This is a genomic window from Enorma massiliensis phI (genome assembly GCF_000311845.1).
GTDB classification, from domain to species: domain Bacteria; phylum Actinomycetota; class Coriobacteriia; order Coriobacteriales; family Coriobacteriaceae; genus Enorma; species Enorma massiliensis.
The window spans coordinates 1,543,168-1,568,510 of the sequence record NZ_HE978574.1 but is presented as its reverse complement, the minus strand read 5'-3'; the positions used below and the strand labels follow the sequence as shown (position 1 = coordinate 1,568,510).

Sequence of the window (25,343 nt, the reverse complement as noted above, 5' to 3'; positions counted from 1 at the left end):
CCCGCGGCGGCCGTGGGCAGCGCGTCTGCCGCCGAGCACCTCGCTCGCCTCGCTGCGGAGGTCGATCATGTTCCCACGGACCCGGGGTGCTATCTCTGGAAAGATGCCTCGGGCACGGTCATCTATGTCGGCAAGGCCAAAAACCTGCGTGCGCGCATGCGCCAGTATGTGACCCTGACCGACGACCGCGCCAAGATTCCCCTCATGATGCAGCTCGTGGAGAGCTTCGATTACCTGGTGGTGGATACCGAGCACGAGGCGCTCGTCTTGGAGCGCGAGCTCATCGGCCAGTATCGGCCCTACTTCAACGTCGACTTCAAAGACGATAAGAGCTATCCCTTCATCGCCATCACTAAAGGCGACGTGTACCCCGCTATCAAGTACACACGCGAGAAGCACAAGCCCGGCACGCGCTATTTCGGCCCGTATACCGATAGCCGTGCCGCGCGCGAGACCATCGACACGATTCGCAAGGTTATTCCTATCTGCATCGCGACCTGCGCGGAGTGGAAGCGCACGCGACGGCTCATTGAGGCGCATGTAGACGAGAGCGACGTGATCAACCTTGTGTGCGCGCAGCATGGACGCCCGTGCTTCGATTACCACGTTGGGCGCGGCCCCGGCGCCTGCGTGGGCGCCATAACGCCGCAGGATTATGCTGACAATGTGAGGCGCGTCGAGCGGTTCCTCTCGGGCCGCCGGCGTGAGGTGGTCGATGAGCTTTCCAGCGAGATGGGGCGTGCCGCCGAGGAGCTCGATTTCGAGCGCGCGGGCCGCATCAAACGGCGGCTCGAGGTCATCAACGGGCTCGATGATCGCCAGCAGGTGGTCTTCCCCTCGCGCGTCGACATCGATGTGGTCGGGTTTTTCCGCGAGGAGACCATCGCGGGGGCCTGCGTCTTCGTGGTGCGCGACGGTCGAACGCAGCGAAGCTGCGAATTCATCCTGGACAAAGGGCTCGATGTATCGGAGGAGGAGCTCGTCGGAGGCTTCATCAAGCGCTATTACGATGAGACCTCGGATATTCCTTCCGAGGTGAACGTGGCATGCGAGCTTGCGGACGCTGAGCTCATCGGGGCATGGCTTACCGAGAGACGAGGCCGCGTGTGCCGCGTGCATCGCCCGCAGCGTGGCGAGAAGCATCGTCTGCTCGAGACCGCCGAGCGAAACGCCCGACACGCGCTCATGCGCTACATGATGCGCACCGGGTATGCTGACGACCGCACCAATCAAGCGCTTCTGCAGCTGGAGAGCGCCCTTGCGCTGCCGGCGCCGCCCCTGCGCATCGAGTGCTTCGATATCTCGACCATCCACGGTGCCTTCACCGTGGCGTCGATGGTGGTCTTCACCAACGGCAAGCCCGATAAGTCGCAATACCGGCGGTTCAAGATTCGCAGCATCACGGGCGAGGCGAACGACTTCCTCTCCATGCAGGAGGTGCTGGGGCGCAGGTACGCCCCCGAACGCATGGCAGACGAGCGCTTCGGCGCGCGCCCCGATCTGCTCGTGGTCGATGGCGGCAAGCCGCAGCTCACGGCGGCGCTCACGCAGCTCGAAGGGTTGGGCCTCGATATTCCCGTCTGCGGTCTTGCCAAGGCCGATGAGGAGGTGTTCGTCCCCTGGGACGAGACGCCCGTGGTTTTGCCCAACGGTTCTGCCTCGCTCTACCTCATCAAACAGGTGCGCGACGAGGCTCACCGCTTCGCGATCACCTTCCATCGAGAGCTGCGCGGCAAGGCCATGACCGTTTCCGTGCTCGACGAGGTCGAGGGCGTGGGGCCCACGCGCAAGCGGGCCATCATGCGGCACTTTGGTTCCATGAAGAAGCTCCGCGCGGCGAGCGCAGACGAGATCGCGGCCGTGAAGGGCGTGCCGCGGCATGTGGCGGAGGACGTGTACCGAACGCTTCGCGCTTGGGATGCCGAGCGAGAGGCCGGGCGCGCGGGCTCTGGTTCCTGACATTGGAACGTGGAGGCACAACATCGCATGAAAGGGGACGCCGTGTCTATTCACCCGCTCATCCAGTCACTTAAGGGAACGCTGATCGTGAGCGTTCAGGCATATCCGGGCGAGCCGCTCCGCACGCCGGAAACTATGGCGCTCATGGCGCGCGCGTGCGAGCTTGGTGGGGCTGCGGCCATTCGTTGCCAGGGACTTGCCGATATCTCGGCGATAAAAGGGCGTGTCGAGGTGCCGGTCATCGGATTGTGGAAGGACGGCCATGACGGCGTCTACATCACGCCGACGCTTCGGCATGCGCGCGCCTGCGTGGCGGCCGGCGCCGACATCGTGGCCATTGATGCCACGGACCGCCCCCGTCCCGATGGAAAGTCGGTGGCCGACACCCTCGCTCCCCTTAAGGAGGAGGGGGTGCTCACCATGGCTGACTGCATGACCATCGACGACATTCGCCGTGCGGTCGACCTTGGGTTCGATATCGTATCGACGACGCTCTCGCATGGGACCGCAGCGATCGACTGCACGATGGCCGATGGGCCCGACCTCCCGCTTCTTCGGCAGGCTGCCGAGGAGTTCCCCGGGTTCCCCGTGGTCTGCGAGGGTCGCGTGCACACGCCGGCCGAGGCCCGGGCCGCTATGGACGCCGGCGCCTGGGCGGTGGTGGTGGGAACGGCCATCACGCATCCCACGAGCATCACGAACTGGTTTGCCGCCGCGCTGGATGCATAGAGGGCTCGCCGTTGTCGCAAGCGATTGATTAATCGCGTACGGGTCGCTCTGGTGGCTCGCGAGCGGGGTGCCGTTTTGCTCGCGCGCGGCCGGAGCGTCCTGTCGGTAGGGGAGGCGCACGGGTATACTGGGGAGGACGGCTCGACGGCAGGAAGGCGATCCCCATGGCAGAGATGAATCCTCAGGCGATCACGGCGGCGGAGCTCGCCGATCGCGTTCCGGACATCGTGATCATCACAGGTATGAGCGGGTCTGGGCGCACGCAGGCCATGCACGTGTTCGAGGACATGGGCTACTTCTGCATCGATAACCTCCCGCCGAGCCTCGTGCTGCAACTCGCCCAGCTGGTGGGCATCAACACGGGCGTGGGGCGACATCTCGCCGTGACCTGCGACCTGCGTAGCCAGGGGCTCTTCGACGAGCTGCTCGATGTGATCGTATCGCTCGAGGCGCACGAGATGACCTGCAAGGTCGTCTATCTTGAGGCGTCGGACGAGGTGCTCATGCGTCGTTATAACGAGAATCGCCGCCGGCACCCGCTCGCAAAGCCGGGCGAATCCACCGCCGACGCCATCCAGCGCGAGCGCGTCCAGCTGCGCAAGGTACGTGATCGGGCCGACATGATCATCGACACGAGCCGACTGCGCGTATCGGCGCTGCGCACGCGGCTGCGCCTTGCGTTTTCCGAGCTCACCGACCAGCAGCTGATGGATGTGCAGGTTTTCTCGTTCGGCTTCAAGCATGGCATGCCGGTCGAGGCGGATATCATGATTGACGTCCGCTTCCTGCCCAATCCCTTCTACGACCCTGAGATGCGCACCATGACGGGGCTCGATGAGAAGGTGTCGACCTTCGTGCTCGAGCATCCGAAGACGAAGGAGTTCCTCACCGCGTGGTACCAGCTGCTCGATGCCGTGATGCCCGGCTATGTGGCCGAGGGCAAGCCGCAGCTATCGATCGCCATCGGCTGCACGGGCGGCCAGCATCGCAGCGTGGCCATCGCTGAGGCCACGGCGCGCTATCTGGAGCGCCAGCAGTACCATGTGTCGATTTCGCATCGCGACCTAGCGCGTGCCAACAAGACCGCGACGGGCGAGGCTCACTAGGGCCTGGTGGGGATTGGTCGTGGGTCATTCTGGGACGGGGTTGTTTTGACTCACCCGGGTGAGTCAAAACAACCCCGTCCCAGAATGACCCAACGCGACTGACCTGGGGAGGAACAGGTGTATGTCATTTACGGCTGAGGTGCGCGACGAGCTTTCGCGTTGCGAGCCCACCTGCGAGTACTGCGACCTTGCGACGCTCGCGGCCCTCGTTCGCGTTTGCGGGACGCTCTCTATCACGGGGCCCGGCCGCTACCGGCTCACGGTTGCCACCGAGACCGGTGCCGTGGCACGCACCATGCTCGGGCTCACCCATAAGATCTTGAAGCTGCGCACCGAGTTCACCGTCCGCCGTTCGGTGCTCCACAAGGTGCGCAACTACCTCATCACCCTGCCCGATCAGCCGGGGCTCGACAAGGCGCTCGTGCTGCTTGGTATTCTCGACCGCCGCGGCGGGCTCGTGCGCGGGATTCCCCGGCATGTGGTGGCGCGGCCCTGCTGCCGCCTCGCCTACATCCGCGGGGCACTGATCGCGGGGGGCTTCGTGGCGGACCCTCGTGGCGACTTTCATCTTGAGATCGCCGTGCAGGGCGAGGAGTTCGCCGACGCGCTCGCCGAGCTCATCGGCCAGATCGGGGTCAATGCCCGCGTGAACCGGCGCAAGTCGACCTTCGCTGTCTATGTGAAGAGCGCACGCGACATCCGTGCCCTCCTCGAAGCGGTGGGGGCTCAGCGCAGCGTAGACGTCCTGGAGGACGCTCGCGCCATGAAGTCGGTGAAGAACGAGGTTAATCGCAAGGTGAACGCCGAGCTCGCCAACCAGACACGGAGCGCCGGTGCAGCACAGCACCAGCTCGAGCTCATCGCGGAGGTTGAGCGCCGGGGGCTGCGGGGCACGCTTCCCCGTGCCCTGGAGGACTTCTGCGCCCTCCGAGAGGCGTATCCAGACCTATCGCTTCGCGATCTGGGCGAGGTTTCGGACCCGCCGCTCTCGAAATCTGCCCTCTACCACCGGGTGCTGCGCTTGGAAAAGCTCTTAGAATGATAAAACGAACCGGGTTCGTTTTATCATTCTGCGGAAATCTGCTGGCTGGTTAGGGTTAAAGCGTTTCAATGCAAGGGAATCATCAAAAAGTGCGCAATTACGCGAATAGGGCTTAGAAAAAAGGTATATTTGGTGAGTGGTTAGTTTGTGGGTCTAAACGGTGGGCAAAGAACCCGCCGGGCCCTACGAAAGGAGACACACATGGCAGTAAAGGTTGCGATTAATGGCTTTGGCCGCATCGGTCGTCTCGCGTTCCGCCAGATGTTCGGTCACGAGGGCTCCGAGATCGTCGCGATCAACGACCTCACCTCCCCGGATATGCTCGCGTACCTGCTGAAGTACGACTCCACGCAGGGCAACTACAGCCGCGATCACGAGGTCACCGCCGGTGAGAACTCCATTACCGTTGACGGCAAGGAGATCACCATCTACAAGGAGGCCGACGCCAACAACCTCCCGTGGGGCGAGCTCGGTGTCGACGTCGTGCTCGAGTGCACCGGCTTCTACACCTCCAAGGAGAAGGCTCAGGCCCACATCAACGCTGGCGCCAAGAAGGTCGTCATCTCCGCTCCCGCGGGCAACGATCTCCCCACGATCGTCTACAACGTGAACCATGAGCAGCTCACGGCCGAGGACAACATCATCTCCGCCGCGTCCTGCACCACCAACTGCCTCGCCCCGATGGCCAAGGGTCTCAACGACTTCGCGCCCATCGTGTCCGGCATCATGACCACCATCCACGCCTGGACCGGCGACCAGATGCCGCTCGACGGCCCGCAGCGCAAGGGCAACAAGCGTCGTAGCCGCGCCTGCGCCGTGAACATCGTCCCGAACTCCACCGGTGCCGCCAAGGCCATCGGCCTCGTGCTCCCCGAGCTCAACGGCAAGCTCATCGGTGCCGCCCAGCGCGTTCCCACCCCCACCGGCTCCCTCACCAACCTCTATGCCGTGGTTGACAAGGAAGTCACCAAGGACGAGGTCAACGCTGCTATGAAGGCTTACGCCGCGACCATCTCCGAGACCTTCGCCTACAACGAGGACGACATCGTCTCCACCGACATCATCGGCGAGACCCATGGCTCGATCTTCGACGCCACCCAGACCATGTGCGCCCCGCTCGGCAACGGCCAGACGCTCGTTCAGGTCACCTCTTGGTACGACAACGAGAACTCCTACACCTCCCAGATGGTCCGCACCATCAAGTACTTCGAGAAGTTCGTCGCCTAGTCGCGCGTCTCTCGCATGCTTGGGCGCGGTCGCAGCTCACAGGGCCGCGGCCGCGCCCTTTTTGTATTCACCAGATAGAAAGAGGAGCGAAATGGCTTTCACCAAGAAGACCGTCCGCGACATCGATGTGGACGGCAAGCGCGTGCTCATGCGCGTTGACTTCAACGTGCCGCTGAAGGACGGCGTCGTGACCGACGACACCCGCGTGCGCGCCGCCATCCCCACCATCGAGTACCTGAAGCAGCACAACGCCAAGATCATTCTCATGAGCCACCTCGGCCGCCCCAAGGGCGATGGCCCCGAGCCCGAGCTCTCGCTCAAGCCTGCTGCCGACAAGCTCGCTGAGCTCACCGGCTTCGACGTGAAGTTCGTCGACGACACCTATGGTGAGAAGGCCGCCGAGGCCGTGGCCGCGCTCGAGCCGGGCGACATCCTGGTGCTCGAGAACGTCCGCTTCGACAAGCGCGAGAAGAAGAACGACCCGGAGATCGCCAAGACCCTTGCCTCCTACGGCGACGTCTTCGTGCTCGACGCGTTCGGCACCGCGCACCGCGCCCAGGGCTCCGTGGTTGGCCCTGCCGAGTACCTGCCGGCGGTCGCTGGCTTCCTGCTTGAGAAGGAAGTCGACACGCTCACCAGCATTTTCGCCGAGCCGGAGCGTCCGTTCGTGGCCATCGTGGGCGGCTCCAAGGTGTCCTCCAAGATCGGCGTGCTCGATCACCTCATCGACTCCGCCGATACGCTGATCATCGGCGGCGGCATGGCCTACACCTTCTTCCTGGCCAAGGGCTACAAGACCGTCGGCACCTCCCTCAAGGAAGAGGACTGGATTGAGCGCGCGGCCGAGATGCTCAAGAAGGCCGAGGACAAGGGTGTGAAGATCCTGCTCCCGGTCGACAACGTCGTGGCCGACCACTTCGGCGAGGATGCCGAGGGCGAGGTTGTGGCCTCCGACGCCATTCCCGAGGACCGCATGGGTATGGACATCGGCCCCAAGACCGAGAAGCTCTATGCCGACGCCATCGCCGAGGCCAAGACCGTGTTCTGGAACGGCCCCATGGGCGTCTTTGAGTTCGATAACTTCGCGCACGGCACCCAGGCGGTCGCCGAGGCCGTGGCCGCGAACGAGGGCTGCACCTCGATCATCGGTGGCGGCGACTCCGTCGCAGCCGTGAACAAGTTCAACCTGGCCGACAAGATGTCCTGGATCTCCACGGGTGGCGGCGCCTCCATGGAGCTCGTCGAGGGCAAGGCCCTTCCTGGAGTGGAGGCTCTGAACGATGCCGAGTAAGCGTACCCGCCTCATCGCAGGCAACTGGAAGATGAACAACGACCTCAACGAGGCCAAGGACCTGGCGCAGGCGCTCGTTGCCGCGCTGCCCGAGATTCCCGAGGGCGTCGAGGTGTGCGTCTGCCCGCCGACCGTCGACCTTCGCGTCGTGTCTTGCAAGGGCGGCGTCAAGGAGAGCCCGATCAAGCTCGGTGCTCAGAACGTGTACTGGGAGGCCTCCGGTGCCTACACCGGCGAGACCTCTGTTGCCATGCTCAAGAGCGTGCCCGTCGAGTACTGCATCATCGGCCACTCTGAGCGTCGCGACTACTTCAAGGAGACCGACGAGGACGAGAACAAGAAGGCCAAGGCGCTCATCGCCGGCGGCATCGTCCCGATCTTCTGCTGCGGCGAGAGCCTCGAGACCCGTGAGGCGGGCGAGCACGTTGCGTTCGTGACCGGTCAGATCAAGGCTGGCCTCGAGGGCGTCGAGATTTCCTCCGGCGACCAGCTCGTCATCGCCTACGAGCCCATCTGGGCCATCGGCACCGGCAAGACCGCCACGGCCGATGACGCCCAGGAGGTCTGCGGCGCCATCCGCGCCACCCTGGTCGAGATCTTCGGCCAGGAGATCGCCGACGGCATCCGCGTACTCTACGGTGGCTCCGCCAAGCCCGAGAACATCGCCGGCTTCCTGGAGAAGGAAGACGTCGACGGCGCGCTCGTGGGCGGCGCCTCGCTCAAGGCCGATAGCTTCGCGGCCATGGTCGAGAAGGCGGGGGAGTAGCGCATGGCAGAGCGTCATCTTCCTGCGCTCCTGGTCATCATGGACGGCTTCGGCCTCGCCCCTGCGGGCGACAACAACGCCGTCTTCAAGGCCAACAAGCCCTACCTGGATAAGCTTTGGGAGGAGTACCCGCACACCACGCTCGGCGCTTCGGGTGAGGATGTGGGCCTGCCTGCGGGCCAGATGGGCAACTCCGAGGTCGGCCACCTGAACATCGGCGCCGGCCGCATCGTGTTCCAGGAGCTCAGCCGCATCAACAACTCCATCATCGATGGTTCCATCGAGGAGAACCCGACGCTCGCGACTGCCATGGAGGACGTCGCCGCGCGCGGTGGCACCGTCCACCTGCTGGGCCTCGTGTCCCCGGGCGGCGTGCACTCCATGCAGCGCCACGGCGAGACCCTCTCGGTGCTCGCCGCCATGCACGGCGTCGAGAAGATTCGCTTCCACTGCTTCATGGACGGCCGCGACGTGGACCCGCACTCCGGTGCCGGCTACATCGAGACCCTGGCCGAGAACCTCGAGGCCCTCTCCAAGTACACCGGCGTCGATGCGCGCATCGCCACCGTGTCCGGTCGTTACTGGGCTATGGACCGCGACAATCGCTGGGAGCGCGTTGAGCGCGCCTACGACGTCATCACGCTGCCTTACGACGGCGAGGACGTGGACCCGGTCGCGGGTGTTAAGGCTTACTACGAGAAGGACGAGCGCGGCGACGAGTTCGTCGAGCCGTTCGCCTGCCACAACGAGGGCGTGCACGACGGCGACGCGATGGTGTTCTTCAACTTCCGTCCCGATCGCGCCCGCGAGATGACTCGAGCCTTCACCGAGAAGAACTTCAACGGGTTCGACCGCAAGGTCGCGCCGAAGCTCTCGCACTTCGTGTCGATGACCGAGTACGACGAGACGTTCAAGAACGTCGAGGTGGCCTTCCCCAAGACCTTCCCCGAGAACGTGCTTGCCGATGTCATCGCGCAGAACGGTTTGAAGCAGCTGCATACGGCGGAGACCGAGAAGTATGCGCATGTGACGTTCTTCCTGAACGGCGGCGTCGAGGAGCCCAAGGAAGGGGAGGAGCGCGTGCTCGTTCCCTCGCCCAAGGTCGCTACCTACGACCTGCAGCCCGAGATGTCTGAGCCCGAGGTCACCGAGAAGCTCGTCGAGGCCATCAACGAGGACCGTGCGGACTTCTACATCGTCAACTATGCGAACTGCGACATGGTTGGCCACACCGGCGTCTTTGACGCTGCGGTGAAGGCGGTCGAGGCTGTGGACGATGGCCTTTCCAAGGTTATCCCCGCCATTCTCGCCAAGGGCGGCTTTGCGCTCATCACGGCCGACCATGGCAACGCGGACCATATGTACGACGTGGACGACGCGGGCGAGAAGCACCCGTTCACGGCGCACACCACCAACCGCGTGCCGTTCATCGTGGTCGACCCGGCCGCTAAGCTCACCGGTATCGAGGACGGGCGCCTCTCGGACATCGCTCCGACCATGCTCTCCCTCGCCGGCATCGAGCCTTCTGCCGAGATGACCGGTCGCGTTCTCGCCACCGAGGACTAACCAGTCATTCTGGGACGGGTTTGTTTTGACCCAAGTAGGGGCTGTCGCACTCTGCGGCAGCCCCTTTTTTATGCGTCAAAATGGTATGCGTCAAAATGGGACGTGTTTGTTTTGACCCATGTGGTCAAAATGGGACGGGGTTACTTTGACTCACTTCGATGATGCCTGTGAGAGAAGAGGGTGAATGTGGCAGCGAGTATCGATCGCTCCGCTCTGTAAATGAGGCAGTTTTTAGCTTCCGGCAATATCCCTTTCAGATATTTGTCAGATAGTGTTCAGTGTGGAAAACTGCAGGTACCGACTACCGTTTTTCAAATACCGCTCGCCGTGGACGACATGACGCACCCTTTTGAACGCCCTACGCTTTGAGGATGCTCGCTGCGGGGAACAATGGCATTCGCGAAACTTGACAACGAAGATGCGACGGATGGTGCGGAATCGCGACGCCACTCTCTGCAGGCGATGCTCAAACGTCGGGCCAATACCAAGGGGTGATGGGGAATGCCGCGCGTAGCACGACAGATTGCAGACTCGGGCTTCTATCACGTGACGTGCCGGGGAAATGGCCGTCAGCTGCTCTTTGAGGACGATGAAGACCGCCGGCATTACGTAGCGTTGCTGGAGAACAAAGCGAGATCGCATGAGGTGGCGGTGCTCGCGTGGTGCCTCATGGACAACCATGTTCACCTTCTGCTTGATGATCCGAAGAACGAGGTCAGCCACATGATGCATGGCCTCACAACGGCCTACGCCCAGTATTTCAATAGCAAGACCGGTCATGTTGGCGCGGTTTTTCAGGGCAGGTTCACCGGCGTGCCCATTACGGACGATCGTCAGCTGCTGCAGGCGGTTCGGTATATTCACGAAAACCCGGCTAAGGCTAACATCGCGGCGGTCGATCGATATCGGTGGAGCAGCTATCAGGAGTATCTAACTGGTGGCGGTATCGTGTCGAGTGAGCTCATCCTTGATATGGTAGGCGGTCCCAAGGGCTTCAGGGAGCTATTTCAGGACGAGAGATACGCATACTATTATGTGAAAGCGTCGCGTAGGGTTGCCGACGACGAGGCTCTATCGGCAGCGAGATGCGCACTAGAAGGCAGGCAGCCAAGTGATATCAAGGCTCTTTGCCGAGAAGACCGGGATGAGGCTTTGCGCAGGCTTAGGGAGACGGGGCTGACTGTCAAGCAAATTGAGCGGTTGACGGGCATTGGGAAAAGCTCGATAACGCGAGCAACGGCCGTGCGTAGCGATATGATCCGCTCCCAATAAATCGTTGAAAGCCCGTTTCAACCTGCATGGGAGGGCGATGTGCGAAATGAGTCAAAACAACCCCGTCCCATTTTGACCGGAGGGCGATGCGCGAAATGAGTCAAAACAACCCCGTCCCATTTTGACTGTCCCATTTTGACTCAAAAGAGGGGTTAACAGTGGATGTGCCGGTGTGCTACGATACGAGAGTTTTGCTGTGGTGAAAAGGAGTCGTTTATGGGTCCCTTCCAGGTCATCATTTTCATCGTGTGGGCGCTCTCCGCGCTCGCGCTCATCGCCCTCGTGCTCATGCACTCCGGCAAGGGTACCGGCGTTTCCGATATGATCGCCAGCTCGCTTTATAACTCCAGTGCAGCTACGGGCGTCATGGAGCGCAATCTCGACCGGCTTACGGTGATCGTCGCCGTGGTCTTCGCCGTCTGCGTCGTCCTGTGCATGTTCTTCTTCCCGCAGGGCGGAATTCAGGGCGTCGATTTCGTCTAAAACGTCCGGCGCCGCTCGATTGCAGAAGAACCGTTCACAGGCTCGATTCGACCGTTCATCGCTGGAGCGCCCGAAAGGCGTTTTCACGACAAGGAGCGCTCGTCAAGCATAATTGCATCGTTATTACGCAGACGCATCCCGCTCTGGCACGGCCTTGAGCGGGATGTTTGCATAAGAAGGATTGTGCAATGCATATCGGAAAGGCTTTCGTCGCTTTGTTGAAGTAAAGTGTTTCCTTCGTTTCTGTAAGGTTTCTTGCAGACTTTGTGATGAGAATCCGGTATTGTATTCAAAGCGTCCCTTCGTCTGAGTTGCCATGGGCGAAGATCGACGGATGCATCAAAGGTGGGGCAGATCGGCTCTACCCGTTAAAAAAGGAGGAAGGCATGGCAGATTTCGAGAAGAAGCGGCCGGTGCTCGACCGCCGTCACTTCGTGGGCGGAGCCCTCGCTGCTAGCGCGCTCGCCGCGCTCGCGGGTTGCACCAAGGGTGGCACCACGACCGGTGGTTCCGCAGCCACTGGTGGCGCCCAGGGCGGCACCCTGCGCTACTACATCAACAACCCGGTCTGCATCGAGCCGTACAACCTGCAGGAGGACCAGGGCACCCAGGTCGGCTTCCAGCTGTTCGACTCCCTTACCCAGTACAACTTCGAGACCGGTGAGCTCGAGCCGCTCGCGTGCGAGAGCTGGGAGGCGAACGAGGATGCCACCGAGTTCACCTTCCACCTCAAGGAGGCCAAGTTCCACGACGGCACCGACGTCCTCGCTTCCAACTGGAAGTATGGCTGGGAGCGCATCGTGAACCCCGCCACCAACCCCGAGAGCCCCTCGGTCATCGGCTACCACCTCGCCATGATCGCCGGCTACGACGAGCTGGCCGCTGGCGAGGCCGAGGAGATGTCCGGTCTCACCTGCCCGGACGATCACACCCTCGTGGTCACCCTCTCCTACGCTTACGCTGACTTCCCCTATGTCGCCTCTCACCCCGCGCTCGCTCCTATTCCGGATTGCGCCAAGGACATGACCCAGGTCGACTTCGGCCTCGCACCCGTGGGCAACGGCCCGTTCAAGATGGACGGCGAGTGGGTCGACGGTCAGTACATCAACATCGTGCGCTTCGACGACTACTACGGCGAGCCCGCGATCCTCGATGGCGTGAACTTCATGATCCAGAAGGACGTCGAGACCGCCTACAAGGAGTTCCAGGCCGGTAACCTCGATGTCTCCGACGTGCCCGTTGCTTCGCTGCAGTCCGCTGCCGAGCAGTACGGCGAGTCTGAGGATGGCTACACCATCACCCCGGGCCATCAGTTCCTGAACGGCTCTGAGCCCTCCACCTACTACCTCACCTGCAACGTGGTCGAGGGCCCCTTCACTGACGTGAACCTGCGTCACGCCGTGTCCATGGCCATCAACCGCCAGGCCATCTGCGATACCCTCTTCCATGGTTCGCGCACCCCGGCCGACAACATCGTCCCGCCCGGAATCGCCGGTTACGAGGAGGGCGCCTGGACGTACTCCAAGTACGACGTCGACGCCGCGACCGAGATCCTCGACCAGTACTATCCGGCCGATGCCGATGGTAACCGTGGCCTCGAGCTCGAGATTACCTCGAATCAGGACGGCGGCCACAAGGAGGTCATGGACTCCATCATCTCCGACCTCGCCGCTGTGGGCATCACCTGCACCGCGAACACCCCTGACTGGGCTACGGTTCTCGACCTGTATCAGAAGCTCGACTACCAGTTCGGCCGTCTGGGCTGGGTCGCCGACTACCCGATCATGGACAACTTCCTGTACCCGCTGTTCTACACCGGCAACGGCGACAACCGCGCCGGCTACAGCAACCCCACGGTTGACGAGGAGCTCATGGCTGCCCGTCAGACCGTCGACGATGCCGAGCGCATCGCCGCGCTGCAGGAAGTCAACAAGCAGATCGCCGAGGACATGCCGGTCATCCCGCTCATGTTCTACACCCACACCATGGTCGGTGGCTCCAACGTGGCGAAGCTGTACCTCGACCCGCAGAAGAAGGCTGACCTCTCCCAGGCTCAGCTTGTGAGTGCCGAGTAGTTATGATGTAGGTTCCAAATCTGCGTTATAATTTGGAATCCATCTGTACAGGGCGCCTGTCCTCGCAGGATAGGCGCCCGTTTTTAGTGGCTAGTTTTAATGCTATAGCCACGTATCAACGGACCAGGGGAGTATTGTATGGGAAAATACATATTGAAGCGCGTGCTTCAATTCATCCCTGTCTTCATCGGTGTGACCATTATTCTTTTTGCCATGAAGACCATCGTGCCCGGTGACCCGATTTCGATGATCACCGGCGGTCGCTCGGTTCCCGAGCAGACGCGACTCCAGCTTGAGGTGGAGAACAACATGATCTACGGCGACGAGAACGGTCGCCCGATCTACGATGAGAACGGCGACACCATTCCCGTTCCCATCTGGGAGCAGTATATCCGCTACATGGATGACCTGCTCCATGGTGATCTGGGTACTTCCTATCAGAAGAAGCGCCCGGTCACGGATATTTTCGCTGAGAAGTATCCCTATACCGTCAAGCTTGCTGTGTGCGCCATCTGCCTTGAGGCGGTTATGGGCATCGGCGCCGGCTTAGTCTCCGCCATCAAGCGCTACTCCTTCTGGGACATTCTGGTTACGCTCATCACGTCGGTCCTCGTTGCCGTCCCGGCTTTCTGGCTCGGCATGATATTACAGCTGACATTCGGCATCTGGCTCAAGGACCTCACCGGAGGAGCCATCTCGCTGCCCATCTCGGGCGCGGGCGGTCCCAACTCCCAATACATGGATTGGGTCCACTACATCTTGCCGGCCTTTACGCTGGCGGCGGTCTCGACCGCCTACACGGCGCGCATCATGCGCTCGCAGCTTCTTGACGTCATGAACCAGGATTACATCCGCACCGCGAAGGCCAAGGGCCTCTCCGGTCGGGCGATCATCCTGCACCACGCGCTCAAGAACGCGCTCATTCCGGTTGTTACCTATATCGGCATCGACTTCGGCGCCATGATGGCTGGCGCGATTCTTACCGAGACGGTGTTCAACTGGCCCGGCGTCGGTTCCGAGATCTACCGTGCTATCTCGTCCCGTGACTGGCCGCTCGTGATGGGCGGCGTCACGATCATCATCGTGGTGGTCATGGTCATCAATCTGCTCGTCGATATCAGCTACGCCTTCCTTGATCCTCGCATCAGGCTTGGCAACAGCAAGAGCGAAGACTAGGAGGGAACACGTCTATGTTGTACCCGAGTCCTACGCAGCGCGCCGGAATGGCGGCGAAGGCTGAGGCTTCCGCGCCGCACAACGTTTCGGGCGAGGCCTCCCGCACGCTGTGGGGAGACGCCTGGAAGCGCCTTCGTAAGAACAAGCTCGCGATCATCGCTGCCGCATGGATCGTGTTCGTGGCGCTTGTTGCCATCACGGCCGATCTCTGGGCTCCCCAGCTCCTCGGCTCGCCTACCGCAGCCGATACAACCGCTATGGCGACGAGCTCGCTGCTGCCTCCGTCGCTTGAGCACCCCTTCGGCACCGACGTCACCGGTCGCGACATTCTGGTCCGCGTGATTTATGGTGCGCGCATCTCGCTTACCATCGGCTTGCTCGCAACCGCCATCTCTACGGTCATCGGCCTCATCATGGGTGCCATCGCCGCATACTACGGCGGCATCTTGGACACCATCATCATGCGTGCCGCCGACATCTTCCTTGCGTTCCCGTACGTGCTCTTCGTGCTGTGCCTGATTGCAGCGCTCGGCCAGAGCATCACGAACGTGTTCATCGCCATCGGCATCCTCGGCTGGCCGTCGATTGCGCGCGTGTTCCGCTCCGCGATCCTCTCCGTTAAGGAGAACGACTACGTTGACGCCGCCCGTTCCATGGGAGCTTCTGACGCCCGCATTATCGCGCGTCACATCTTCCCTAATTCGGTCGCTTCCATCGTGGTCTATGCCACGATGAATATCGGTTCGGCGATTCTTACCGAGGCTTCGATTTCGTTCCTTGGTATGGGCGTGCAGCCGCCCAACCCGTCGTGGGGCATCATGATCCAGGACGGCCAGGCGTATCTCATGACGGCCCCTTGGCTCATGATCATGCCGGGTCTCGCAATCCTTTCTACGGTGCTTGCGTTCACCCTGCTCGGCGACGGCCTGCGCGACGCACTTGACGTCAAGATGAAGGATGCATAATGGCGAAGAAGAACAACAACGGCTACGTCGACCTTAAGACGAAGCCCGTGCCCGAAGGGCACCATCTGCTCGAGGTCGACAATCTTAAGATGTATTTCCACACGCAGGACGGCGTCGTGCATGCCGTCGACGGCGTGTCTTACACGCTCGATCGCGGCGAGACGCTCGGCGTGGTGGGCGAGTCCGGTTCCGGCAAGTCGGTGACGCACATGACCATCATGGGGCTCATCGATATGCCTCCGGGCAAGATCGAAGACGGCGACATTCTCTATCGAGGCGAGTCGCTCCTCGAGAAGTCCGAAGAGGAGATGCAGCACATTCGCGGCAACGATATCGCGATGATCTTCCAGGACCCCATGACCTCGCTGAACCCGGTCTACAAGATTGGGCGCCAGCTGGGCGAGGGCTTGCGCCTGCACCGTGGCTACACTAAGCAGCAGGCACAGGAGCGCGCCATCGAGCTGCTTCGCCTCGTGGGCATTCCGAACCCAGAGAAGCGCGTGAACGAGTATCCGCACCAGTTCTCGGGCGGCATGCGCCAGCGCGTGATGATCGCCATGGCGCTCGCCTGCGACCCGGATATCCTTATCGCCGACGAGCCCACCACGGCGCTCGACGTGACCATCCAGGCGCAGATCATCGAGCTCATGCAGGAGATGCAGCAGAAGAACGGCAACGCCATCATCATGATCACGCACGACCTGGGCGTCGTGGCCGATATGGCCGATAAGATCATGGTCATGTATGCCGGCCGCCCGGTTGAGTTCGGCACTGCCGACGAGATCTTCTACGAGAGCCGCCACCCCTATACCTGGGGCCTCATCCGCTCCATTCCGGAGCAGGCGGTCGACGAGAAGAAGCCGCTTACGCCCATTCACGGCAACCCGCCGTCGCTCGTGAACCTTCCCAAGGGCTGCCCCTTTGCCCCGCGTTGCCCGTATGCGGTGGATGTTTGCCATGAGCAGGCGCCTGAGTACATTACGACCGAGACCGGTCATTACTCCGCATGCCACTTTGCCGACGATCCCGCGTTCCTCAAATTCGCTCCCGATACTTCGCGCTCGCGCGGTAAGATCGCGACGGGAACGCCCGATACCATCGAAGCATTCTCGAAGGGAGGCGAGGCTTAATGGCCGATACCACCAAGGAGCCGCTGCTTAAGGTCGAGCATCTGAGCAAGGAGTTTCCTGCGGAGGCGGGCATGCTCGCCGGTAGGTTCTCCAAGCGCGTTGTTTCCGCTGTAAACGATGTTTCGTTCGAGATCCATGCGGGCGAGACCTTCGGCCTCGTGGGTGAATCCGGCTGCGGTAAGTCCACGACGGGCCGCTCCATCATGAGGCTGACCACCCCCACCTCGGGCAAGGTGTATTTCCAAGGCAAAGACGTCTCGAAGATGAGCCATAAGGAGCTCAAGGAGATGCGCCGCGACATGCAGTTCATCTTCCAGGATCCCTATGCGAGCCTGAACCCGCGTATGACCATCGGCGAGATCGTGTCGGAGCCCATGACGATCCACAACGTGGGCACGAAGGAGGAGCGCATGCAGACCGTGCGCGAGCTCCTCGACGTCGTGGGCCTCAACCCCGAGCACATCAACCGTTACCCGCATGAGTTTTCCGGCGGTCAGCGCCAGCGTATCGGCATCGCCCGCGCGTTCGCGCTTAAGCCGAAGCTCATCATCTGCGATGAGCCCGTTTCCGCGCTCGACGTCTCCATTCAGGCGCAGGTTCTGAACTTGCTCAAGGACCTGCAGGACCGCTTTGGTACCGCCTACCTGTTCATCGCGCATGACCTTTCGGTCGTTCAGCACATCTCCGACCGCGTTGCGGTGATGTACTTAGGCAAGATGGTCGAGGTTTCCGACTGGAAGACCCTCTACACTGAGCCGCATCATCCGTACACGCAGTCGCTGCTCTCTGCTGTTCCGGTGCCCGATCCCGACGTGCAGAAGACGCGTTCCCGCATCATCCTTGCGGGCGATCCGCCTTCGCCAATCGATCCTCCGAGCGGCTGCCGTTTCCACACCCGCTGCCCGATCGCGCAGGCGATCTGCGGCAAGGAGGAGCCTAAGTTCCGTGAGGTTGCACCGGGTCATATGTGCGCATGCCACTTCGCGGAGAAGTTCCCGATCAAGGAAACCCACATCGACCTGTAGGATAGGTTGACAGGCGGACGAGCCCCGTTCTCTTCTCTTCGCTAGTCCTCGGAACTCGGCAGGGCCGAGTTCCTGCGGAAGCGCTCAGAGGAGAGAACGGGGCCCTCGCATTTCGGAGCCTTTGGGTCTAGATTCCTTTGATCGGCGGTAACGGGCTTGGCTTGCATGGCGCACGCGGCATTCTTGTCGAGTGGGTGGTGCTCCGTGCGGCGGCTCACGTTGTTGCGGCCATTTTGATAAGCTGGTCGCGGTAGATGATTGCGATATGAAGGGCGCTTGGCATGGATCGAATGGCTCATGGAACGCTAAGCCGCAGGCGTTTTCTAGGCGGATCGCTGGCTGCGGGTGCGCTCGCTGCTCTTTCCGCGTGTACCTCAGGCGGGCAGACCGAGCAGGGGAGTGCGGCGGTTGCCGAGCAGCCTCTGACCATCGGCTTCTCGCGGCCTGCAAGCATCGACCCCGCCCTTGCGATCGATACGAGCTCTCTTACCGTCGTGTGGCAGCTGTTCGACTGCCTCACCTCGTATGATTTTTCCACCGGAGAGCTTTCTTGCCTTGCCGCGGAACGCTATGAGGTGTCGGATGATGCCCAGACGTTCACATTCTATCTGCGGGATGCCACGTTTCACGATGGCTCGCGGGTAACCTCTGAGGATTTCAAGCGCGCATGGGAGCGAATCGTGAGTCCGTCGAGCGCTCCGAGCCAGGTTGCTGGCACCACGCCCTATGCCTACCTCCTTTCGCTCATTGATGGCTATGATGCTCTTCACATTGGGTCGGCGACGGAGTTTTCCGGTGTCACGTGCCCGGATAGCGCAACGCTTTGCATACGCTTGAGCACGCCCTATGCCGATCTACCCTATCTGCTAGCGCATCCGGTGCTTGGCCCCGTTCCGTCTTCCGCTGACGACGACCTGCCGTCCTTCTCCCAGCGACCCATCGGCAACGGCCCGTTCATGATGGCAGATACGTGGAAGAGCGGCTCGGGCACGCTCTCGCTATCCCGCTATGACGACTATTATGGCGAGGTTGCATCACTCGACCGCGTGCTCTTCGATGTCGAGCCGGATGCGGAATCGTCGTTCCGTTCGTTCCAAACGGGCGATATCGATGTGAGCCTGTGCCCTATAGGCGATGCGAGCGACGCCGCATCGAGTTTTGGGCGCTCAGAGGATGGCCGCACGCTCGGCGATGATGGGCGCTTTGTCTGTGTGACCGGGCTTACGACAAGCATGCTCGCCTGCAACTGTTCGGCGGCACCGCTCGATGATCCCGTGGTGCGGCGCGCCATCTCCCTGGCAATCGATCGCGATTACCTGTGCGACACGCTTTACCGCGAGACGCGGGTGCCGGCGCACGGCGCTGTTCCACCGACGGTCTTCGGTTATCGCGAGGAGTCGTGGGCGTACGCTGCGTTCGACCCCTCGAGCGCCGCGGAGCTGCTTGAAAGCTCCTATCCGCTCAATGATGACGGCGATCGTGGCATTGAGGTTCGCCTCTCGTATAACACCGATGGCGGGCATGCGGAGGTCATGCAGAAGATTTCTGACGACTTGGCGGACCTCGGTATCACGTGCCGTCTCGAGGCGCTTGATGCCGAGACGCTTCGGCAGCGCATCGAGGATGGGGATTTCGACCTCGTTCGCGTTGACTGGACGGCCGATGCGCCAACCTTGGATAGCGTGCTCTTCCCGCTCTTCTTCTCGGGCTGCATTGGTTCGACGAATTATGCCCGTTACCAGAATGCCCATGTTGACCAGCAATTTGCTCAGGCCCGAACAGAGCTTGATGTGGGCACGCGGGTTTCGCTCTTGCAGGGGGCGGACAGCATCATTGGATCCGAATGCCCGGTGGTGCCGCTCATGTACCATGCCCGGTCGTATGCGGCTTCGGAGCGCGTGACCCATCTGGCCATCGATACCCAGGGGCGCCTCGATCTCGCTTCGGCTGAACTCGCGGAATAGCACTTCGAACTGCTGCTTCTGAGTGACGGCGGACGCGGTGGGCCCGCGCGAGAAAAATTTCTCAAAATTCTTCTTGCGTTCTACGGAGGGGCTGGGGTATTATCTACTTCGCTGCTTGTCGGAGTGGCGGAATTGGCAGACGCGCTAGCTTGAGGTGCTAGTGATCACTTTTCGATCATGCGGGTTCAAGTCCCGCCTCCGACACCATCGAGTGTTCAGGGCCTCCACGGAGGCCCTTTTTCATGTCTCAAGCGTCTATGACATCGGATGTGCGCCCTGCGCGAGCGCTGCGATATGCGTGCAGTGTGTGCTCGGGCGCAATCCGGACACAGGTGCTGCGCCATCTTCGGGCGTCTTTCGACCCTGGAGTCGTTCTCGGGCGTGATCCGGACACAGGGACCATTCTCGGGCGATATATCGCCATGTTTGCGCCTCCTAGCGGAGAATTGTCGCCCGAAAATGAGATTTGTGTCCGAATGTCGCCCGACAACGCCGCCTGCGTCCGAATGTCGCCCGAAAGCGGGGTGCCTACCCGCAATCCGTTCAAGAACGAAGCGTTCGCCCAGATTCCGCTCGAGAACCCTAAGGCGGGGGAGACCCGATAACGGGGTATAGTAGGTCAAGACGCTACGAACGAGAGGACTCGCGATGGATGCAACGGGACGAGATGAGCTTTCCGACCTCCCACGGCTTGCCGAGCTTACGAGCGACGCCATCATCGCATGCAGCACCGACGGTACCATCTACCAGGTCAATTCCCGTCTGGTCGCTTTAACGGGGGAAGAGGCCAACCAGCTTATAGAAACCGATGTCAAAGACCTCCTCTTCAGCTCATCTTTCGAGCGCGCTGCCGATCACAAGCTGCCGTTTTCCCTCGATGGCAAGGATTGCCCGCTCATGCTCAAGCTTGCGGACGGTTCGTTCATTCCAGTGCTCGTGCGCGCGATTCAGGTGACACCGTCCGAGCGCCTGCGCAAGCGTTTGCTCAAGCGCGCTTCTGGTAAAGGGCATGTGCTTCTCGCGCTTCGCAGTCTCGAAGAGCGCTATGCGCATGATCGCCAGATGCGCCGTGTGCTCTCGGAGCTTCAGGCGGCGAACAAGCGCCTTTCGGGGACGCTCTCGGTCATCATGTCCACCGTGGGTGCAGAGAATCTCCCATCGCTTCTGGACACGGTGCTCAACAAGCTCGTGGATGCGCTCGATGCCGATGGGTCGACAATCTACTTCGCAGAGGGCGGAGGGTTCAAGCTACGGGGTATTTCGCGAAGCCTCGAGCTCGATTATGTACCGGAGTTCATCCCCTTTGGCGCGGGCGTGCCCACCTATGTGACACGCAAGGGTTCGAGCTGCCGCCTCACCATCATCCGCTCTGGCGAGGGCTCGGGCACCAACGCCGGTTCGCTCTACGACCTGGACGCTCGGTGCGGTAGAAACCTCCGTGCGCACTATATGCCGCCCTTCAAGACACTCATCGCGGTGCCGGTCTTCTTCGGTACGCAGATTCTCGGTGTGATTGAGCTGGGCTGGAAGCGCCCCACGGCATCGCGTGCGTATGACGTGAACGTTATCGAGGTCGTTTGCGATTATCTATCAATCGAGCTCATGAGTTTGGCAACGAGCATGCGCTCCCAGCGCACCGCCGAGCTCAGTCGCTCGCTCAACCATGTGCGCGATGTCGTATATGGTGCCGAGGGCGACATCGGGCTCATCTGGGCCGAGACGATCACCGAGGTGCGCCGGGTGCTCTCGTGCCACATGTGCCCTGTGGTGAGCAACCCCCGTACGGGGCAGCTTGAAATCGACTTCGAGGGCGGGAGCCGCGTCGCGCTCCCCGGCGACATCGACCAGCTCTTCTTCTCCACGACCGCGCCCGCCGCCCGCATGAACCAGGAACCGCGGGATTACTTTGCGCATGCAGCGGGGGAGTTTAGGTCGGACGGGACCGAATTGGAATACGTGCGCATCACGCGCATCGAGCGCATGTCTCGCATGGGGACATGGCTGAGCTCGCAGGGTCTGCCCGACCAAGGCGTGTTCTTCGAGATGCGCGGAGACTTGGCGTTCGGCAGTGTCGATGCGGGCGCTACTCCTTTGGGGGAGCATGCCGATCGCGATGCAGCAGAAGCGTCTCGCGCGGCGGAAGCGGGCGATACGGGTGCCTCGGAAGGCCTGGACGAGGCTTTGCAGACGGCGCAGGGGGTTGGTTCTGCCCTTGCGCCGCGATCGCCCGGGCTCGCTCCTAACACCTTCTTGCTGTTGCGCGACGACTCCCAGGAGCCTATCGACGATATGGAATTCGATTATCTCGTGCGCTTGGCGCATGAGTTCGAGCTCCGGCTGCGCGACGCCACGCAGAGCAAGGAGGACCGGAGGATCGCCCAGACGCTGCAGGCAGGCATGAGAAGCTCTCTCGGGGCCGTTCCGGGCATCGTGAGCGACTCCCTGTACTCATCCGCCACGCAGCAGGCGCTCGTGGGAGGAGATTTCTACACGCTTATTCGCCTTCCCGACGATCGGGCGGTCATGATTCTGGGCGATGTATCCGGTAAGGGCATCGAGGCCGCCTCCATGTCGGCGCTCGTCAAGACAGCGCTCTCCGCCTATGCATGGGAAGGGCTGAGCCCTGTTCGCATGGTCCGCTCGCTCAATGCGATGCTCATGAATTTCTCGCGAGTCGAGACGTTTGCGACCATGTTCGTGGCCAAGCTTGATTTACGGCGCGGGAGGGCAACGTATTGCTCGGCGGGGCACCCACCCACGATGCTCGCCCATGTGGGCGGCGATGCGGGGGCTGCGCCAACAGAAGATGGAGAGACGCTCTCCGGGGGAGAGGCGTCTCCGAGTGAGGTGGAGCTTCTGAGCGAGCAATCGGGCGTGGTCGGCGCATTCGAGGATATGGCATTCAAGAGCGGGTCGTTTGCCTTCGCCCGCGGCGATGTGCTGTTCATGTATACCGATGGCGCCATCGAGGCACGGAGCGCCTCGGGCGAGTTCTTCGGCGAGCGGCGCCTGCGCGACATCATCCTTGCGAACGCGCGCTTTGGCGCGGACGGACTGTGCCAGCGCGTGCTCGACGAGCTCGATTCCTTTACCGATTCATCGCTCGAAGACGACATCGCGCTCGTGGCGCTTGAGTTCCAGGGCCCCGAGCGTTCCGGCTTTCAGCATGCGGCAACGGAAGGCGTTGCGCGATGAGGCTGCATATCCAGTTGCCGGAGCGAGCGGCTCGTCTGCGGGGCGCACTGATTAGAAGTGCTTCGACGCGGGAAGCATGTGCATATGCGTGAGTGGAACGACATAGCGGTTCTCGCCCCGCCGGGCGATATCGACATCTCGACGACGCCTTCGTTGCGCGCCGACGTCGATGCCCTGATTGATGGCGGCGCGCGGCGCATCATCGTCAATTGCGAGCACGTGAGCTTTATCGATTCCACCGGCCTTGCCTTCCTGCTCACCCGCGCTCGCCGCTTTATGCGAAGCGACGGCTTGCTCTCGCTCGTTAACGCATCGCCGGCAGTTGCGCGCTTTTTGCAGATTGCCCGCCTCATCGACGTGCTTCATGTCACCGCTGCCGACCGGCCGCCCATTCCGGCGCTCTCACCTACCGAGTTGCCGAGCTGGAGCAAGAGCATCTCTGTTACCGAGGGCATCGAGCACCTCGGCTTCTATCGTCATCGCGTTGTCGAGCTGCTTGAGAGCCTGCCTATGGCACAGGACGCGCGCTACGATCTGGCACTTGCTGCGAGCGAGGCCCTCGGCAACGCCTACGACCATGCATGCGGGGTGGGGTGCGTGCTCAACGCGCGGGCCTATCGCGATCGCGTGGTGATCGAGGTTTGCGATTGCGGGTGTGGGTTTGAGATTTCGCCCGATGAAGAGCCCGAGGAGAGCGAGGAGCGCGGGCGTGGCATCAAGCTCATGCGCCTGCTGGTGGATAGCGTTGAGATACGGCGCCGTACCGATGCTCAGGGCACCATGACGCGCTTGATTAAGCTCTTGTGACAAGCCGGCTGGAGATAAGTATTTCCGAGGGCTAGAGGCAGTTGGCCGTAGGGTACGTCGATGGACGGCACCCTAGGCTTCGTTGTCCGGTCGGCGTCTCGCGGATCGTTATCCAGCGGGTATGCTTGCCACAGATGCGCAGGCTACAAAAAACGGGCACCGTGAAGGCACCCGTTCAATGCAATGGAGGCGACGCCCAGATTCGAACTGGGGGTAAAGGCTTTGCAGGCCTCTGCCTTACCACTTGGCCACGTCGCCGATGAAAAAGGCCGAATGAAAATGCTCCATCCGGCCCGTCTCATGCAATGGAGCGGACAACGGGGCTCGAACCCGCGACCCCAACCTTGGCAAGGTTGTGCTCTACCAACTGAGCCATGTCCGCTTGCAGGAAGATAATATACGCGAGTTTGTAAGGACTTGCAAGCATGATTTTCAAAAAATTTTGGCTTGGGTACAATACTGCTCGACCGGGGGCGTCACGCTGCTGTGTTTACGGGCCGTTTTCCAAGATCAGGCGTGTCGCGCACATCTAACGGCGTTTAGCGAACGGGGGATCTCCCTTGCTCTTCACCATTACCGTCTTTATCGTTGCGCTCTTCCTTGTGGCGCGCGGCATCACATTCCTCATCCAGCGGTATCTCGATTTTTCGCGGCGCGGGAAGGTCGTTCAAGAAGCTTCTTCGGCAGGGCCGTATCGATGCGGGAGTGTATGCAGACGCGGTGTGGTCGGAGGTCAACCGATTCGGCCACAAGAAGCTCCGCGCGAAGATTTCAAAGGAGCAGCAGCGCGTAATTCGCGACGCGCGCCGGCAGCTGCGTGACGACTTCCTGAACGATAACTGTCCCGGGTTCTACCAATATCTCATCATCTTCTTGGTTGCCTCGGTGCTCGGTCTTATTCTCGAGACCATTTGGATGTTCGTGGCCTATGGCGTGCTCGAGAGCCGCGTAGGGCTCGTGTGGGGTCCGTTCTCGCCGCTATACGGGTGCGGCGCGGTGCTGCTCACCGTTGTGCTGTGGCGTCTGCGCGATCAGCCAGCCTGGATGATTTTCCTTATATCCGCGGGTCTTGGTGGGATTCTCGAGCAGCTCGCTGGGTGGAGCATGGAGACGGTCATGCACGCATGGTCGTGGTCGTACCTGCATTTCCCCGATCATATCACCCAGTGGGTGGCATGGCGCTTCCTCATCGTGTGGGGGCTGTTGGGCGTGGCGTGGTGCAAGGTCATCATGCCCGAGCTTTTGTACCGGATCGGCGAGCCTACGTCGCGCCGCCAAGCCGTGGTGGTGAGCTTCCTGACCGCGTTCATCGCGCTCGATATCGCCATGACGGTTGCGTGCTTCTGGCGCGCTGGCAAACGCGAGGAGGGGGTGCCTCCTCAGAACGTCTTTGAGGAGTATGTCGACCGTCATTTTGGGGATGAGTTCATAAAGGGCAAGTTCGAGAACCTCAGGATGGATAGCGACGAGCGCCCCCGTACGTCATAGGGCGCGCGGTCTTCATCACGGCATCATATTTTAAGAAGTTGAAAAATTCTCGTTGGCATATGGCTCCGGGCATGGTA

Annotated in this window: 20 protein-coding genes and 3 tRNA genes; 20 read left to right on the top strand and 3 right to left on the bottom strand. The window is 61.5% G+C overall.

Annotated features, from left to right (window positions below):
- Window positions 1–12: 12 nt before the first annotated feature.
- The 19 genes from uvrC (at window position 13) to HGEM_RS06510 (ending at window position 23,778) form a co-directional block, all read left to right on the top strand.
- A complete protein-coding gene (gene uvrC / locus HGEM_RS06600; RefSeq protein WP_051008495.1) occupies window positions 13–1,959 on the top strand; it encodes an excinuclease ABC subunit UvrC in 1,947 nt (648 codons plus the stop codon).
- A gap of 42 nt (window positions 1,960–2,001) precedes the next feature.
- A complete protein-coding gene (locus tag HGEM_RS06595) occupies window positions 2,002–2,688 on the top strand; it encodes an N-acetylmannosamine-6-phosphate 2-epimerase (protein WP_019128637.1) in 687 nt (228 codons plus the stop codon).
- 164 nt (window positions 2,689–2,852) lie between these two features.
- Entirely contained in the window at window positions 2,853–3,794 is a 942-nt protein-coding gene (gene rapZ, locus HGEM_RS06590; RefSeq protein ID WP_019128636.1) for an RNase adapter RapZ, read from the top strand.
- 121 nt (window positions 3,795–3,915) lie between these two features.
- Entirely contained in the window at window positions 3,916–4,836 is a 921-nt protein-coding gene (gene whiA / locus HGEM_RS06585; RefSeq protein WP_019128635.1) for a DNA-binding protein WhiA, read from the top strand.
- A gap of 201 nt (window positions 4,837–5,037) precedes the next feature.
- Window positions 5,038–6,063 carry a type I glyceraldehyde-3-phosphate dehydrogenase gene (gene gap / locus HGEM_RS06580; RefSeq protein WP_019128634.1) on the top strand — a complete coding sequence of 342 codons (1,026 nt, stop codon included), beginning with the start codon at window positions 5,038–5,040 and terminating at the stop codon, window positions 6,061–6,063.
- A gap of 91 nt (window positions 6,064–6,154) precedes the next feature.
- Window positions 6,155–7,354, top strand: a complete 1,200-nt coding sequence (locus HGEM_RS06575; protein WP_019128633.1) for a phosphoglycerate kinase — start codon at window positions 6,155–6,157, stop codon at window positions 7,352–7,354.
- Window positions 7,344–8,120 (top strand): triose-phosphate isomerase, encoded by a 777-nt coding sequence (gene tpiA / locus HGEM_RS06570; protein ID WP_019128632.1) that lies wholly within the window; start codon window positions 7,344–7,346, stop codon window positions 8,118–8,120. The genes HGEM_RS06575 and tpiA overlap by 11 nt, the downstream gene beginning before the upstream one ends.
- Before the next feature lie 3 nt (window positions 8,121–8,123).
- Window positions 8,124–9,686, top strand: coding sequence for a 2,3-bisphosphoglycerate-independent phosphoglycerate mutase (gene gpmI, locus HGEM_RS06565; protein WP_019128631.1), 1,563 nt, complete (start codon window positions 8,124–8,126; stop codon window positions 9,684–9,686).
- A gap of 501 nt (window positions 9,687–10,187) precedes the next feature.
- Window positions 10,188–10,958, top strand: coding sequence for a transposase (locus HGEM_RS06560; RefSeq protein ID WP_019128630.1), 771 nt, complete (start codon window positions 10,188–10,190; stop codon window positions 10,956–10,958).
- A gap of 216 nt (window positions 10,959–11,174) precedes the next feature.
- A complete protein-coding gene (gene secG / locus HGEM_RS06555) occupies window positions 11,175–11,441 on the top strand; it encodes a preprotein translocase subunit SecG (protein ID WP_019128629.1) in 267 nt (88 codons plus the stop codon).
- Window positions 11,442–11,827: 386 nt separating this feature from the next.
- Window positions 11,828–13,516 (top strand): ABC transporter substrate-binding protein, encoded by a 1,689-nt coding sequence (locus HGEM_RS06550; RefSeq protein ID WP_019128628.1) that lies wholly within the window; start codon window positions 11,828–11,830, stop codon window positions 13,514–13,516.
- Between the two features lie 138 nt (window positions 13,517–13,654).
- Window positions 13,655–14,692, top strand: a complete 1,038-nt coding sequence (locus tag HGEM_RS06545; RefSeq protein WP_019128627.1) for an ABC transporter permease — start codon at window positions 13,655–13,657, stop codon at window positions 14,690–14,692.
- A gap of 14 nt (window positions 14,693–14,706) precedes the next feature.
- Complete coding sequence (locus HGEM_RS06540) at window positions 14,707–15,657, top strand: ABC transporter permease (RefSeq protein WP_019128626.1); 951 nt, start codon at window positions 14,707–14,709, stop codon at window positions 15,655–15,657.
- On the top strand, window positions 15,657–16,787 hold the full coding sequence (locus HGEM_RS06535; protein ID WP_019128625.1) for an ABC transporter ATP-binding protein: 1,131 nt from the start codon (window positions 15,657–15,659) through the stop codon (window positions 16,785–16,787). Before HGEM_RS06540 ends, HGEM_RS06535 begins: the two co-directional genes overlap by 1 nt.
- The gene (locus tag HGEM_RS06530) at window positions 16,787–17,812 is read left to right on the top strand and encodes an ABC transporter ATP-binding protein (protein WP_019128624.1); all 1,026 of its coding nucleotides are present in this window, start codon (window positions 16,787–16,789) and stop codon (window positions 17,810–17,812) included. The genes HGEM_RS06535 and HGEM_RS06530 overlap by 1 nt, the downstream gene beginning before the upstream one ends.
- A 281-nt stretch (window positions 17,813–18,093) precedes the next feature.
- Window positions 18,094–19,776: an ABC transporter substrate-binding protein gene (locus tag HGEM_RS06525; RefSeq protein ID WP_019128623.1), complete on the top strand. Its 1,683-nt coding sequence runs from the start codon at window positions 18,094–18,096 to the stop codon at window positions 19,774–19,776.
- A gap of 117 nt (window positions 19,777–19,893) precedes the next feature.
- A tRNA-Leu gene (locus HGEM_RS06520) sits at window positions 19,894–19,983 on the top strand.
- A gap of 441 nt (window positions 19,984–20,424) precedes the next feature.
- Window positions 20,425–22,971: a GAF domain-containing SpoIIE family protein phosphatase gene (locus tag HGEM_RS06515; RefSeq protein WP_019128622.1), complete on the top strand. Its 2,547-nt coding sequence runs from the start codon at window positions 20,425–20,427 to the stop codon at window positions 22,969–22,971.
- A gap of 84 nt (window positions 22,972–23,055) precedes the next feature.
- Window positions 23,056–23,778 (top strand): anti-sigma factor antagonist, encoded by a 723-nt coding sequence (locus tag HGEM_RS06510; protein ID WP_019128621.1) that lies wholly within the window; start codon window positions 23,056–23,058, stop codon window positions 23,776–23,778.
- Window positions 23,779–23,962: 184 nt separating this feature from the next.
- Here the strand turns inward: HGEM_RS06510 and HGEM_RS06505 are convergent.
- The 3 genes from HGEM_RS06505 to HGEM_RS10605 all read right to left on the bottom strand — a co-directional run bounded on the left by HGEM_RS06505 (window position 23,963) and on the right by HGEM_RS10605 (window position 24,449).
- Window positions 23,963–24,036, bottom strand: a tRNA-Cys gene (locus tag HGEM_RS06505).
- A gap of 48 nt (window positions 24,037–24,084) precedes the next feature.
- Window positions 24,085–24,160: transfer RNA gene (locus HGEM_RS06500), tRNA-Gly, on the bottom strand.
- Between the two features lie 157 nt (window positions 24,161–24,317).
- Window positions 24,318–24,449 carry a hypothetical protein gene (locus tag HGEM_RS10605; protein ID WP_268257918.1) on the bottom strand — a complete coding sequence of 44 codons (132 nt, stop codon included), beginning with the start codon at window positions 24,447–24,449 and terminating at the stop codon, window positions 24,318–24,320.
- 34 nt (window positions 24,450–24,483) lie between these two features.
- Between HGEM_RS10605 and HGEM_RS06495 the strand changes: the two genes are divergently transcribed.
- Window positions 24,484–25,266: a putative ABC transporter permease gene (locus HGEM_RS06495; protein WP_019128620.1), complete on the top strand. Its 783-nt coding sequence runs from the start codon at window positions 24,484–24,486 to the stop codon at window positions 25,264–25,266.
- Window positions 25,267–25,343 lie beyond the last annotated feature (77 nt).